This is a genomic window from Enterococcus sp. AZ040 (assembly GCF_050499185.1).
Classification (GTDB): domain Bacteria; phylum Bacillota; class Bacilli; order Lactobacillales; family Enterococcaceae; genus Enterococcus_D; species Enterococcus_D entomosocium.
This window is the reverse complement of record NZ_JBMHEW010000001.1, coordinates 1,821,877-1,836,672: the sequence shown is the minus strand read 5'-3', so window position 1 is coordinate 1,836,672 and position 14,796 is coordinate 1,821,877. Positions and strand designations below refer to the sequence as shown.

The following is a 14,796-nucleotide window of genomic DNA, read 5'->3' as shown; positions in this document are numbered from 1 at the left end:
AGTGGTGTTGGCCGTTTTTTCATGGGAGTAAATAGGGGATATTTCGGAATTACTAACAAATGATAAGAAAACGTTAGGCAAAGTAAAAATGACTTTTTCTTTCAAAAAAGTTATGATATGATTGTTTAAGACTGCAAAGTTAGTAAACCAAATTCCACTCCTTTAAATAGGTTGGAAAATTTTCAAGGGGTGAACAGTATGTACGATAATACAAACGGTAATGAAGCTGTTCGTTGTTCTTTTTGCGGAAAAACGCAAGAAGAGGTGAAAAAGATCGTTGCAGGGCCTGGGGTCTATATCTGTAATGAGTGCATTGATTTGTGCAAAGAAATCATTGATGAAGAGTTTTACGAAGAAGCAGTTCGGGAGTTTACCGAAGTGCCGAAACCGCAAGAACTATTGAATGTCCTCAATGAATATGTGATTGGACAAGATCGTGCCAAACGAACATTGGCTGTAGCGGTTTATAATCACTACAAACGCGTCAATGTAGAAACGACAGCTGAAGATGTGGAGTTACAGAAAAGCAATATTTGCTTGATCGGACCAACAGGTTCAGGTAAAACATTTTTGGCACAAACGCTAGCACGTTCACTGAATGTGCCTTTTGCAATCGCTGATGCAACCAGTTTAACAGAAGCCGGCTATGTCGGTGAAGATGTGGAAAATATTCTTTTGAAGCTTTTACAAGCTGCTGATTATAATGTAGAAATGGCTGAAAAAGGGATTATCTATATTGATGAGATCGATAAAATCGCCCGTAAGAGTGAAAATGTATCGATTACTCGTGATGTCTCCGGTGAAGGTGTTCAGCAAGCTTTGCTGAAAATCCTAGAAGGAACCACTGCTAGTGTGCCGCCTCAAGGGGGACGGAAACATCCGCATCAAGAGATGATCCAAATCGATACGACCAATATTCTCTTTATTGTTGGTGGGGCGTTTGACGGGATCGAAACAATTGTTAAAAACCGCTTAGGTGAAAAAACCATTGGGTTTGGTACAAACAACAAACGTCTTGAAGAAGGCGAGAGCGTGATGCAACAGATCATTCCTGAAGATTTGCTTAAATTCGGTTTGATCCCTGAATTTATCGGCCGTTTGCCAGTGATGGCTGCTTTAGAGAAATTGACGGTAGATGATTTAGTGCATATTTTGACTGAACCAAAAAATGCCCTTGTCAAACAATATCAAAAATTGATGGCATTAGATGACACAGAACTCGAATTTGAGCCAGAGGCTTTACGTGCGATTGCTGCGCAAGCAATTGAGCGAAACACCGGTGCTCGTGGATTACGTTCGATCATCGAAAATATCATGATGGAAGTCATGTTCAATGTTCCTTCTGATGAGTCGATTCAAAAAGTCACTATTACGGAAGAAGCTGCGAAAGGACTTGGCGAACCAAAAATCATTTACAATGAAGAGACAAAAAAAGCAGTCTAATCGAGACCAAGTCGGATAGTTTCATTGCTATCCGGCTTTCTTTTTGAAAAAAATGAAAAGGAGCGATCCAATGAAAGTACATGAAGCTGAGATCGTCATTAGTGCTGTTTCACCAGCACAATACCCAGATACACCCTTACCGGAGATTGCCTTAGCAGGGCGCTCCAATGTCGGTAAATCTTCCTTTATCAATACATTGATTAACCGTAAAAACTTAGCCCGAACCTCGTCAAAACCGGGGAAAACCCAAACATTGAATTTTTATTTGATTGAAAATACGCTGCATTTTGTCGATGTCCCTGGCTATGGCTATGCAAAAGTATCAAAAACCGAGCGAGCAAAATGGGGAAAAATGATTGAAACGTACCTCGAACAAAGAGAGCAGCTGCGAGCAGTAGTATCTTTGGTAGATTTGCGCCATGCACCTTCCCAAGAAGATGTTCAGATGTATGAATTTTTAAAGTATTATGAGATCCCTGTGATCGTTGTTGCCACCAAAGCAGACAAAATCCCTCGTGGGAAATGGAATAAGCATGAAAGTATGATCAAAAAAGCGTTGTCCTTTGATCCAGCTGATACGTTCATTCTTTTTTCTTCCATTACCAAACAAGGAAAAGAAGAAGCATGGAAAGCCATCGAAGCAGCAATCAAATAATTTTGAATAAAGAAACGAAGCGAGCAAGTCGCTCCCTTCGTTTTTTTGCTTTTTAAAAGTAAAAATTGGGGATTTAGGCTATTCTACGGAGCGTAGAGTGCCAAATTTGCCCAATTTCAGCGAAAATCTCCTTAATATTTGTTAAACTTGTAACAAGGAGGTGTGGTCGAATGCATGAAACATTAAGTAAAAAATTAAAAGACTATCGATCAAGACATAACTTAACCCAGAAGGAATTAGCTGCGAGGTTATTTGTTTCTGATAAGGCCATTTCAAAATGGGAACGAGGAAATGGGTTGCCAGACATCGAGACATTGGTTCGTCTCGCCGATTTATTAGGCACTCCAGTGGAAGAGCTATTAAAAGAAAAGAAAGAAACCTACTATTATGAATACAAAAGTGAACGGAGGGTTCTACGGCTTCCGTTAATGCACATTTTGATTCCCAATTTATTCTTATTACTGAATCAAGTGACGAGCGTTCGAGAGTTTTTTGTTCTGATGAAAGAGGTACCAACTGCCAGCGGCTGGTTTAGTCTTGGTGTCAAAGCCAAAGGGGTCATTGCTATGGGGCTTATCAGTTTGGGACTGCTATCGATCGGTGTTATGTCCTTTGGCGCGTTGGCAATCGGGACCATCAGCATCGGCGCGTTCGCTTTTGGTCATTTCTGTTTTGCCTTGCTCGTTGGTATAGGAAATATCGCCGTTGGATCGGTTGTTGTTGGAAATGTTGGTATCGGATTACTTGCGTTAGGAAATGTTGCTGTTGCATGGATTGGAGTTGCAAATTATGGTGTAGGGAGTTTTATGGCTGTTTTGCCATCGAGTGCAACGGCAAAGGATTTCAATCAAGCGATTCAGCAACTGCTAGCGACAGACATCCCGGATTTGATCAAAACCACTTTTTTTGAACCAATGATTCGCTTTACTCAATCCCCAATCGTGGTAGCTGGCTTTGTGGTTACGATCCTAGCAGGCGTCGTTTTCATTCTTTGTCTGGTGATTATCGGCTTGATTCGCTTACGGCAAAGTGTTTTATATGAAGAGTTGTAATGTGAGAAGGAGGATCAGATTCTAATTCTCCCAGATAAGTTGATTTGGTCGCTCATTTCTTAGCTAAAAAGGTAAAAAAGGCAAGGACCTCACAGTCCTGTGCCTTTTTTGTTAGTCTGCTTTTTTTATATTATTTGCTTTTTTTTGCTCTTTTTCATCATCAGGTTCGTTTTTTAAGAAACGCTCAATGTCCTTTTCCTGCTTTTTATTGTCTTTGTCGTTATCGGGAAGAAAGGCAAAATCATCAAACATTTTATCTAGCGAGTCTTCTCGTTGGAATTTTAAGCCCATAAGGTTCACCTCCAAGCGCCTTTAGTTTACCACGAACGGTCGTAGATTTCACCAAAAAAAAGCGAAATAGTGTTCAATCGTTTCTCCCTTTACTATAATTAAAGAAAGGGGATAGAAAAGAGGGATAGCGATGATCAAAACTGAAAAAATTTACGGCTTTCTACAATCGACACAAATGGAAGCATCACAGTTGCGTTTGTTGATTGAAAATTGGTTCGCTTTGGTTCGTCTTAGCTATCAGCCGACGGAATACTATTACAATCAGCAAGAAAAGAAACCTTATGATTTTGATGAGGTCAGTCAACTGCTGCATAGCGCCCCTGAAGAAATCAATACTGAATTGATTGTGACGGACGGCCAAAATGAGTCCAGTATCCATATCATTCAAGAGGCTGTTTTACAACGGCACCTGTTTACGAAAGACGTATTTTCCACACAGAAAACAGTGATTTTAAGTTACTTCGATGAAACGATGCAAAGAGATGGAATGTTTGGCTATTTGCGTTCATATGATGAGTACCTGATGCATAACGTCGAGCGAATCGAGAAAAGACAAAATTTTCAATCGATTGCTGAAATCAACGCGTTACCGAAGCGGAAAAATTTTGAACAAGAGATCGTTATTGATTGCAATCAATTTGCTGGGTACGATGTTTTTTACAATGGCTACACACTGACCTCTTGTTGGCGAATGTACTTTTCGGTATTCTATGCTCGTATTATTCCTCAGGTGATCATTACGGATGCGCAACAAGTCGAGCAGGTCCAAGTTAGAGATCAGGGAATCGTGATGGTGGAATTGTATCGCGATCCGTTTCAGTGGGATCACGAGTTGAATCTTTCATACCAGCGTTTGTTTCGCGATCAAACTGGGATCGATCAATTGACATGGGATAATGGCGTCGGTATTTTGAGGGAACCATATATTGAGTACGCCTTTGGCGACCAATTGATCCAAACCATCCAGTACCAAAATGATCGGCTGCAGCCGACGACTAAGCGTAACGCGACACATTTCGTCACTCGAAGCTTCGATTTGGTGAACGAAGAGTACCAGGAGCGACGGGTGAAAGGTTACTTGAATGCACAAGCGTATTTTCCTTGGATCGACCAAGATCGGTTGCGCATGATGGATTATATTGTATTAAAACCGGAATTGACTGTAGATGATGGGGTCGAGGCATATGCCTTTTATATTCGGAATCACCTCGAAATTGATTACTCAGAGGATCGCTTTAAAGACTACACAGCTTGCTTACAATTTTATTTACCAGAAACAGCCTTGAAGGAGCTGCCGATAGACGGATTGAAAGCAGCGATGCCGGATGTTCATTTTGGGTATTTGCACCGCACGCGCAAATATACGTGGGTCAATCTAAAAAAGAATGGCAAGAAACTTCGAGTGTATTTTATGAATACCCAAAAGCTAGTCGAACAGCAGCTCTTTACCAATCAAGAATGAAAAAGACCCGCAAGATCACGAGGATCTTGCGGGTCTTTTCAATTAGGCAGCTTGTTCAGGCGCTTTTTTCAACAAACCGAATACAACGCCAGAAACGATCGCACCGATTAAGATGAATAGCAAGAACAAAATTGGTTTAGATAATAATAGAACAACGAAGATCCCACCATGTGGTGCCATTAATTGGATATCAAAGGCACCGACAAGCGCACCAGTCAGTGCAGAACCAACGATAAAGCTTGGGATCGCCCGCAATGGATCTGCTGCTGCAAATGGGATCGCACCTTCTGTGACGAAGGATAGCCCCATGACGATGTTTGTTAAACCAGCTTCTTTTTGGTCTTTGGTGAATTTATTTTTGAACAATAACGTTGCGACAAAGATTGCCAATGGAGGAACCATTCCGCCCGCCATTACAGATGCCATCACGACGCTACCACCTTCAGCAACGGTCGTTGCCAATGTTGCAGTACCGAAAACATAAGCGGCTTTGTTGATTGGGCCACCTAGATCGGCTGCCATCATTGCTGCTAACAAAGCACCAAGTAAAGCGGCGTTGGTACCACTTAAGCCAGTCAAGAAGCTATTCAAACCGTCATTGATGGCTTTCATTGGCACGTTGATCAGTAACATCAAGAAGCCAGTGATCAATAGGCCGAAAACAGGGTAGAAAAGGATCGTTTTGATTCCTTCTAATGATTTTGGTAAACCTTTGAATAATGAACGCAAGAACTTGATGACATAACCAGCTAAGAAACCGCCAATCAATGCTCCTAAGAATCCAGCACCACCCGTATTTGCTAGGGCACCTGCTGCGAAACCGACGATCAATCCAGGTCGGTCACTGATACTTGAAGCGATGAAACCAGCTAAGACAGGTAACATAAAACCAAATGCCGCGCTACCGATTTGATTGAACCAAGAAGCGGCTTGGTTGTAGTTTCCTAATTGACTCAAGGCATCTTGAGGGACACCCATGAACTGGTCCACCATGAAGGAAATAGCGATCATGATTCCACCGGCAATAACAAATGGTAACATGTGAGAAACACCATTCATCAAATCTTTATAGATTCGTTGACCGACTGAACCATCAGCAGAAGCGTCCTCTTTATCAGAAGCTTGGCCACTACCGTGAAAAACAGGAGCAGTTCCGCTCAATGCTTCATTGATTAATTGCTCGGTTTTACGGATACCATCGCTCACAGGACGGTTTACTAAATGTTTGCCGTCAAAGCGATCCATTTCAACTTTTTTATCGGCAGCTACGATCACACCAGCAGCTCGGGCGATATCAGCTTCTGTTAAACGATTTTTGATTCCTTCTGAACCATTTGTTTCGACTTTGATGTCAACACCAAGCTCTTTGGCTTTCTTTTTCAAAGCATCTTCTGCCATGTAGGTGTGGGCGATCCCTGTCGGGCAAGCTGTAACTGCGACGATATAGGGACGTTCGCTAGCAGGTGCTGCTTCTTGGTTTGCCGCTTCTTCTGCTAAAGCATCGGCTTCTTGCTGTGCCTCAGCTTCTGAGAAAAGTTGTTGTACTTGATCAGCAGTTGTCGCTGTTTTTAGTTTAGCAACGAAATCTGGATCGATCAATAAGCGAGATAGAGCTGCTAACGCTTGTAAATGAGTATCATTTGCTCCTTCTGGTGCTGCGATCATAAAGAAGAGGTACGTTGGTTGTCCATCTAACGCCTCATAGTCGACACCCGTTTTACTCTTTGCGAATAAAACCGTCGCTTCTTTGACTGCACTGTTTTTGGCATGGGGCATTGCGATGCCGTCACCTAACCCTGTTGAGGTTTGGGCTTCTCGAGCAAGAATTCCTTCTTTGTAGATTTCGACATCTGAAATCCGTCCGACAGCATATAATTTTGCTACCATTTCATCAATGGCACCTTTTTTGTCTGTTGCTTGCAAGTCCATGATCATGGCATCTTTCAGCATCAACTCATTGATTTTCATTTTTTCCATCCTCCTATAGATTCACTTGTTCAATAATGACTTCCGGTAGTAATTCTTCGATAAATGACGCCTCAGCTAAATCATCTGAGAACGCAGTGGCACTGCCACAAGCGACCCCCCATTTGAATGCTTCAACCACATCTTTGGTCTTTGCGTAACGCCCAATGAATCCAGCAATCATGGAATCTCCAGCGCCAACTGAATTTTTCAAAGGTCGTTTCAACACATTGGAGCGATAGATCTCATTGCCAGTAAAGAGCAGGGCACCATCACCACCTAGAGAGACGATGACATTTTTAGCGCCATCCTTTAGCATTCTTTGGCCATAAGGCAAGATATCTTCGATCGTTGAAAAAGAAGTCTCATAAAGTTCCGCTAATTCATGATTATTTGGTTTGATCAGCAAAGGCTGATCGGATAAGGCATCAAATAGTTCCGCACCAGTCGTATCAATGACAAATTCTGCACCAGCTTCTTTAACGATTTTGATCAATTCTTTATAAAAGTCGGCTGGAAGACCAGCTGGTTTACTTCCTGATAGGATGACGATGTCTTCGGCAGAAAGAGCGGCTAATTGGTGTTTCAATTCAGCGATTTCTTGCTCTTGAATGACTGGACCAAGGCCGTTGATTTCTGTTTCTTCGCCGGATTTTAATTTGATATTGATCCGGGTATCGGCAGCGACTTGCGTAAAATTGCTGTTGATTTCCTCTTTGGTCAGCCACTCTTCAATAAAACGACCAGTAAATCCGCCAACAAAACCAAGGGCAGTCGAGGAGATGCCAATTCGCTTCAAAATACGTGAGACATTGATTCCTTTGCCACCAGGTAGTTTAAAGTCTTGTTTCATTCGATTAAGGGCACCGATCTCCAAATGATCGACGTGGACGATAAAGTCGATCGATGGATTGAGTGTTACTGTGTAAATCATTGTATTACCTCCATAATGGTTGTTTTTGCTCTGAATTTCGCTAAATAGTTTTTTGGGCAATAATCGGTGATGATCGTTGCACCTTCAATAAAAGCAACTTGAGCAAAAGTTGTTTGCTGAAACTTGGAATGGTCTAGCAAGACATAGCCTTGTTGGCTATGTTCCAGAGCGATCTGCTTGATCAGCGCTTCTTCTGGATCGGGTGTGGTGAAACCAGCTTCCGAATGAGCACCGTTCATGCCCATAAAACAGCGGTTAAAGCGCAATTTACGCAACTGTTCACCGGCATTGATCCCTAACACAGCGTTGGTAGCTATCTTGATGGTTCCCCCTAAAATCATGGTGTCGATCCCGTGATCAATCAGTAGGGAAGCGTGCTTGACGGAGTTCGTGACAACTTTCAGCGCTGTGATGGTCGATAAGAAAGGAATCATTTCAAGGGTCGTTGTTCCTGCGTCTAGATAAATGACTTCACCATTTTTGATCGTTTGTGCGGCTGCGCGAGCAATTTTTTGTTTTTCTGTTTGAAACTTCGCTTTTTTTTCAGACATGTTGGGTTCAAAACCTAATTGCTGGCTTTTTTTGGCCCCGCCGTGAATTCTAACTAGAAACCCTTTATCTTCCAGTTCTTGGAGATCTCTGCGGATTGTTGACTCTGAAGCATCCAGCAGTTGGATCAGTTCACTGACTTTGACGATTTCCTCTTGCTCTAATCGTGCCAAAATCGCTTGATGCCGCTCCTCTGTAAGCATTTACATCACCTCTTCACCTGCCATAGTAACATATGATTCATTCAAAATCAATCATAAACAGTAAAAAACATTCATAATGAAAGCGTGAATAATAGAAATCGGTCACAAACGGTCATGCTAACCTTCATTTTCCTGAGATTGCTGTCCTTATATTTGACAATTTTTACTATTATTTGGCTTAATTGAATTAAGGGGGGATAAATAAATGAATAACAAAGTCATTTTACAAGGGTTCGAATGGGACCTGCCGGCAGATAGCCAACACTGGAACAAATTGAAAGAAATGAGTAAAGAAATCAAAGAGTATGGATTTACCGCAATTTGGCTGCCGCCTGCCTATAAAGGGACAGCTGGGTCCGAAGACGTTGGGTATGGTGTCTATGATTATTATGATCTAGGCGAATTCGATCAAAAGGGGTCGGTGCCAACAAAATATGGAACCAAGGATGAGTATTTGGAAGCCATCAAAGCACTACAAGAACAAGGAGTTGAGGTTTATGCCGATATCGTCTTTAATCACTTGATCGGCGCCGATGAAAAGGAGGTCGTTCCGGCGGTTAAATACAATACCGAAAACCGCAATGAACCGATCAGTGATGAAGAAGAGATCGAAGCTTGGACTAAATTCACTTTCCCAGGACGTAAAGGAACTTACAATGACTATGTCTGGACCTGGCATAATTTTTCTGGTGTCGATTATGATGATCGCAATAAAGACCACGGGATTTTTAACTTCGCTGATAAGGGCTGGGAAAACCAAGTGGATGATGAAATGGGTAATTACGACTATTTAATGGGTTGTGATCTGGACATGGAAAATCCTGAAACGGTGGAACAGCTCAATAAATGGGGGCAATGGTACCAAGAGCTGACTGGTGTTGATGGCTATCGCTTAGATGCGGTGAAACACATTGAGTTCAACTATTACGCAGATTGGATCTTGAATCGTCGGGAAGAAAAAGGCAAACCACTATTTGTTGTCGGAGAATATTGGTCAGGGGATCTGCCAAAATTAGAAGAGTATTTAGATTCTTCAGGAAATCTGATTTATTTATTCGATGTGCCTTTGCACTATAATTTATATGAAGCATCTCACTCGAATGGCGAATATGATATGAGTCAAATTTTTGCCGGTACACTGACTGCCGCGCGCGAAGATTATGCCGTGACTTTTGTAGACAATCATGATACGCAAGTCGGACAAAGTTTACAATCTTGGATAGACGGATGGTTTAAAGTCCATGCTTATTCATTGATCCTTTTACGAAAAGCGGGTGTACCGGTTGTTTTCTGGGGTGACTTATTCGGAATCCCAGCGCAAGAAATCGCTCCTGTTGGTGATGCTTTGATCCATATGTTAAAACTTCGAGAGAAGCTTGCATTTGGGAATCAAGTCGATTATTTCGATGATCCTAATTGTATTGGCTGGGTATTAACTGGCGATTATGAACATGAGCTTTCTGGATTGGCGGTCGTGATGACCAATGCTCAAGGTGCGGAAAAAGAAATGACCATCAGCGCGATCCATGGTGGAGAGACCTTCGTGGATATATTGAGAAATAATGAAGCGAAAGTTGTTTTAGATGATACCGGAAAAGGTGTTTTCCCGGTCAATGATGGGCAAGTGTCAATCTATGTGAATGAAAAGCTAGTAGAGAAATACTTTAGCTGATCTCTTTCAATAGTCATAATAAGAGGCTGGTGAGTTTACAGCCTTTTTATTATGTAAACAAACAACGGACTGACTTTTTTCTTTCAAAACTGATGGCATCGTGAGTACTAAAATCAAAGCGCTTTTAATTAAAAGTTTTCAAAGCGTTCGGTTTTCCCCTTTCCCGGATAATGCTATAATTGAGAAGATTGAGAAAGAAAGGATGTTTAAAATCATGTCATCCAAAAGTGAATTACTTGAACGCATGAATCCACGGCAAAAAGAAGCCGTTATGCATACGGAAGGACCGTTGCTGCTGATGGCAGGGGCAGGAAGCGGGAAGACCCGTGTCCTAACCCACCGAATCGCCTATTTAATAGAAGAAAAAAATGTAAATCCATGGAACATTTTAGCCATCACTTTTACCAATAAAGCGGCGCGGGAAATGAAGGAACGGGTAAGCCAATTATTAGGTTCCGGTGGAGAAGACGTTTGGGTCTCGACCTTCCACTCGATGTGTGTCAGAATCTTGCGCAGAGATGTTGATCGAATCGGTTATTCGAAGAATTTTACTATCATTGATTCTTCTGAACAAAATACCCTGATGAAACGGGTATTAAAAGAATTGAATATCGATCCCAAAAAATATGATCCTCGTTCCATTTTGGGAACGATCTCTCATGCAAAGAACGAGCTATTGACACCTGAAGCTTACCAAGCCATGGAAGGTAGTCTATTTGAGCAGATCGTGGGTCGTTGTTATGAAAAATATCAAAAAGAGCTGCGCAATAATCAATGCATGGACTTCGATGATTTAATCATGAATACGATCCGCCTCTTCCAAGACAATGAAGATGCGCTGCAATTTTACCAACGGAAATTCCACTATATCCATGTCGATGAATACCAAGATACCAACCACGCCCAATACACGCTGGTCAATTTATTGGCCGCTCGTTTTCGAAATCTTTGTGTTGTTGGGGATGCGGACCAAAGTATTTACGGTTGGCGTGGTGCCAACATGCAAAATATTTTAGACTTTGAAAAAGACTATCCGGATGCCGCAACGATATTGTTAGAGCAAAACTATCGTTCAACGCAAACGATTTTAAATGCGGCAAACCAAGTAATCAAAAATAACCGCAACCGCCCAGACAAAAATCTGTGGACAGAAAATCGTGATGGGGAAAAAATCACTTATTATCGCGGGGATAGTGAACGAGATGAGGCGCGATTTATCGTCAGTGAAATGCAGAAACAAATTGCAGAAAAGAACCGTAAATTCGGTGATTTTGCGATTTTGTATCGGACCAACGCCCAGTCACGGATCATTGAAGAAATGCTTTTAAAAGCCAACGTTCCTTATACGATGGTCGGCGGCAGAAAGTTCTATGACCGCAAAGAAATCCGTGATATTTTGGCTTATTTATCGGCGATCGCCAATCCTCGTGATTCCATCAGCTTGGAACGAATCATCAATGTACCAAAACGTGGGATCGGTGCGACATCCGTCGAAAAACTACGAGATTTTGCGAATCTTCATGAGTGGTCATTGCTAGAAGCAGCCATGAACGTCGAGTTGGCGAATATTTCTGGAAAGGCCGGCAAAGAATTAGGAAGCTTTGGGATGATGATGGATGACTTCGCCCAAATGGTTCCTTACCTCTCAGTAACTGAACTGACGAAAGAAATATTAGAAAAGACGGGTTATCGTCAAGAGTTAGTCAACCAGAATAATTTAGAAGCACAAGCTAGACTTGAAAACCTGGAAGAATTTTTATCGGTTACCCAAGAATTCGATAAACGATTTGAGGCGCAAAACGAAGACGATGCAGATGCACCAGATGAGAAGTTGAGTGTTTTCTTAAATGACTTAGCTTTATTGTCAGACGTCGATAGTTATGAAGAAGAAAGTAGTCAAGTGACGTTGATGACCTTGCATGCTGCAAAAGGACTGGAGTTTCCAGTGGTATTCTTGATTGGTTTGGAAGAGAATATCTTCCCGCTTTCTCGGGCTTTAATGGAAGAAAGCGAACTCGAAGAAGAACGGCGCCTTGCTTATGTGGGAATCACTCGTGCTGAGGAAGAGCTCTTTATGACCAACGCTTTTTCCAGAACATTATACGGTCGTACCCAATACAATCGTCCGTCACGGTTTATCGAGGAGATTGAACAAGATCTGCTGCAATCATTAGGCGAGCGTTCACAACCGAAAGCTGCTGCACCGTTTCAACCAAAAGTCTTTAAACCGAGCTATACACAGCCGCGTCAAACGACCGTCGCTTCTAAGCAACAGACCTCTGCAGCTGGTAATACATGGCAAGTAGGCGAGAAAGTTCAACATAAAAAATGGGGAATCGGTACGGTCGTTCGGGCGACTGGCAGCGCGCAAGACATCGAATTAGATGTGGCGTTCCCACAACAAGGCGTCAAACGATTGTTGGCGGCCTTTGCGCCGATTGAAAAAGTTGAAAAATAAGGAGGATATTAGGATGGATGTCCCTTCAAAAGAAATCCAATCACGAGCAGAAGAGCTGCGTACGCAATTAAATCAGTACGCGTACGAATACTATGTAAAAGATCAACCTTCTGTTGAAGATTATCTCTATGATCAGCTGTATGCAGAACTGGTTGAAATTGAAACCAATTATCCGCAGCTAATAACCGAAGACTCGCCCACCCAACGAGTAGGCGGCATCATTTTACCTGGCTTTGAAAAAGTCACCCATGATATCCCACTTTATAGCCTGAACGATGTCTTTGACAAAGAAGGAATCGTGGCTTTTGATGCTCGTGTTCAAAAAGCATTGGGGAAAGCGGTAGATTATGTCTGCGAGTTAAAGATCGATGGATTGTCAATTTCCTTGAAATATGAAGAAGGGCGCTTTGTTCGGGGAGCGACTCGAGGAGATGGTACGGTAGGTGAAAACATTACAGAAAACCTAAAGACTGTCAAATCGATCCCACTGAAATTAAAAGAACCGATCTCGTTGGAAGTTCGTGGCGAATGCTATATGCCAAAGGCTTCGTTTTTGAAATTGAATCAACAGCGAGAAGAAGAAGGGGTGGAGGTTTTTGCCAATCCGAGAAACGCAGCTGCTGGAAGCTTACGTCAATTAGACACTCGGATCGCAGCCCAAAGAAACTTGAGCACCTTTTTATACACACTAGCTGACTTTGGTCCAATTGAAGCTAATGATCAATTTTCAGCATTGAATGAACTGGATCAATTAGGCTTTCGTACAAATCACGAACGCAGAGTGTGCCACACCATCGATGAAGTGTGGGCATATATCGAAGAGTTTCATGACAAGCGCAGTGAGCTCCCGTATGAGATTGACGGCGTAGTCATCAAAGTCAATAATTTTAAAGATCAAGATGCGTTAGGCTTTACCGTAAAAGCACCCCGATGGGCGGCGGCATATAAGTTTCCACCGGAAGAAGCGGAAACAGTGATCGAAACGATCGAATGGACCGTGGGACGGACGGGTGTTGTGACACCGACCGCTGTTATGACTCCTGTTCGTGTTGCTGGAACGACGGTCAGCCGTGCTAGTCTCCATAATGTAGATTTCATTAAAATGAAAGACATTCGCATTGGCGATTCGGTCATCATCTATAAGGCGGGGGACATTATTCCAGAGGTTGCGAAAGTCTTGGAAGAAAAACGCACGGAAACAAGTGAACCCTTTGAAGCGCCTACACATTGTCCCGAATGTGGGAGTGAGCTGATCCATTTAGATGAAGAAGTTGCCTTGCGTTGTATCAATCCGAAGTGTCCAGCGCAGATTAAAGAGGGCTTAAGCCACTTTGTTTCCCGAAATGCTATGAATATTGATGGTTTAGGGCCACGTGTTTTAGAGCAAATGTTCGATAAATCCTTAGTCAAAGATGTGGCCGACTTGTACTTTTTAACAGAAGAACAATTGCTGACCCTCGATAAAATCAAAGAGAAATCAGCTAATAACCTTTTGCGTGCCATCCATCAAAGCAAAGAAAATTCAGTTGAGCGCTTGATTTTCGGGCTAGGCATCCGTCATGTTGGTGCCAAAGCGGCTCGGATTTTAGCGGAACATTTTGGTGACCTTCGGACCCTTAGCAAAGCCAAAGAAGAAGAGATCATTTCGTTGGAAACCATTGGTGCTACAATTGCAGAAAGTGTCGTTACGTATTTTGACAATCAAGAAGTTCACGACCTTTTAGATGAACTTGAAAAAGCGGGTGTTAACTTTGCTTATCTAGGGCTGAGAACGGATCAATTGGAAGAAGTGGAGTCGCCATTTAAAGAGAAAACAGTCGTTTTGACAGGGAAATTGAGTCATTTCACCCGCGAAGAAGCCAAAGAAAGAATCGAAAACCTTGGTGGAAAAGTCACCGGAAGTGTGTCGAAAAAGACTGATATCGTTGTTGCCGGGGAAGAGGCTGGCAGTAAACTGACCAAAGCCCAGTCCCTAGGCGTTACCGTTTGGGATGAAGCTCAAATGGTGGCTGCGATCGAAGGCAGTCATTCGGCAGAACAATAACTGTTAAGTATTGTCACAGACGAGAAGCAGTTGTTTCTTCTTGTCTAATTGAAATCATTTCTTCCCTG

The 14,796-nt window shown here is 42.4% G+C and carries 11 protein-coding genes; 7 read left to right on the top strand and 4 right to left on the bottom strand.

The window, feature by feature from the left end; translation table 11 throughout:
* Positions 1-198 precede the first annotated feature (198 nt).
* The 3 genes from clpX (at position 199) to IGK63_RS08500 (ending at position 3,150) form a co-directional block, all read left to right on the top strand.
* Complete coding sequence (gene clpX / locus IGK63_RS08510) at positions 199-1,443, top strand: ATP-dependent Clp protease ATP-binding subunit ClpX (protein ID WP_005235713.1); 1,245 nt, start codon at positions 199-201, stop codon at positions 1,441-1,443.
* A gap of 70 nt (positions 1,444-1,513) precedes the next feature.
* On the top strand, positions 1,514-2,098 hold the full coding sequence (gene yihA / locus IGK63_RS08505; protein ID WP_008382206.1) for a ribosome biogenesis GTP-binding protein YihA/YsxC: 585 nt from the start codon (positions 1,514-1,516) through the stop codon (positions 2,096-2,098).
* 170 nt (positions 2,099-2,268) lie between these two features.
* Positions 2,269-3,150 carry a helix-turn-helix transcriptional regulator gene (locus IGK63_RS08500; RefSeq protein WP_016611866.1) on the top strand — a complete coding sequence of 294 codons (882 nt, stop codon included), beginning with the start codon at positions 2,269-2,271 and terminating at the stop codon, positions 3,148-3,150.
* Between the two features lie 111 nt (positions 3,151-3,261).
* Here IGK63_RS08500 and IGK63_RS08495 read toward each other — a convergent pair whose 3' ends face one another.
* On the bottom strand, positions 3,262-3,441 hold the full coding sequence (locus IGK63_RS08495) for an SPJ_0845 family protein (protein ID WP_008380128.1): 180 nt from the start codon (positions 3,439-3,441) through the stop codon (positions 3,262-3,264).
* 130 nt (positions 3,442-3,571) lie between these two features.
* Here IGK63_RS08495 and IGK63_RS08490 point away from each other — a divergent pair, with 130 nt between their 5' ends.
* Entirely contained in the window at positions 3,572-4,903 is a 1,332-nt protein-coding gene (locus IGK63_RS08490; RefSeq protein ID WP_016611865.1) for a hypothetical protein, read from the top strand.
* 42 nt (positions 4,904-4,945) lie between these two features.
* Here the strand turns inward: IGK63_RS08490 and IGK63_RS08485 are convergent, their stop codons facing one another.
* Genes IGK63_RS08485 through IGK63_RS08475 form a run of 3 tightly spaced genes read right to left on the bottom strand, consistent with a single transcriptional unit; the run spans position 4,946 to position 8,554 of the window.
* The gene (locus IGK63_RS08485) at positions 4,946-6,871 is read right to left on the bottom strand and encodes a PTS fructose transporter subunit IIABC (protein WP_034872678.1); all 1,926 of its coding nucleotides are present in this window, start codon (positions 6,869-6,871) and stop codon (positions 4,946-4,948) included.
* Between the two features lie 13 nt (positions 6,872-6,884).
* A complete protein-coding gene (gene pfkB / locus IGK63_RS08480; protein ID WP_008380122.1) occupies positions 6,885-7,802 on the bottom strand; it encodes a 1-phosphofructokinase in 918 nt (305 codons plus the stop codon).
* Positions 7,799-8,554: a DeoR/GlpR family DNA-binding transcription regulator gene (locus IGK63_RS08475; RefSeq protein ID WP_008380120.1), complete on the bottom strand. Its 756-nt coding sequence runs from the start codon at positions 8,552-8,554 to the stop codon at positions 7,799-7,801. Before IGK63_RS08475 ends, pfkB begins: the two co-directional genes overlap by 4 nt.
* 205 nt (positions 8,555-8,759) lie before the next feature.
* Between IGK63_RS08475 and IGK63_RS08470 the strand changes: the two genes are divergently transcribed.
* The 3 genes from IGK63_RS08470 (at position 8,760) to ligA (ending at position 14,728) form a co-directional block, all read left to right on the top strand.
* Positions 8,760-10,226: an alpha-amylase gene (locus IGK63_RS08470; RefSeq protein WP_016611862.1), complete on the top strand. Its 1,467-nt coding sequence runs from the start codon at positions 8,760-8,762 to the stop codon at positions 10,224-10,226.
* Between the two features lie 214 nt (positions 10,227-10,440).
* Positions 10,441-12,684 (top strand): DNA helicase PcrA, encoded by a 2,244-nt coding sequence (pcrA, locus tag IGK63_RS08465; RefSeq protein WP_429972475.1) that lies wholly within the window; start codon positions 10,441-10,443, stop codon positions 12,682-12,684.
* A 13-nt stretch (positions 12,685-12,697) separates the two neighbouring features.
* Positions 12,698-14,728, top strand: a complete 2,031-nt coding sequence (ligA, locus tag IGK63_RS08460; RefSeq protein WP_034872674.1) for an NAD-dependent DNA ligase LigA — start codon at positions 12,698-12,700, stop codon at positions 14,726-14,728.
* Positions 14,729-14,796 lie beyond the last annotated feature (68 nt).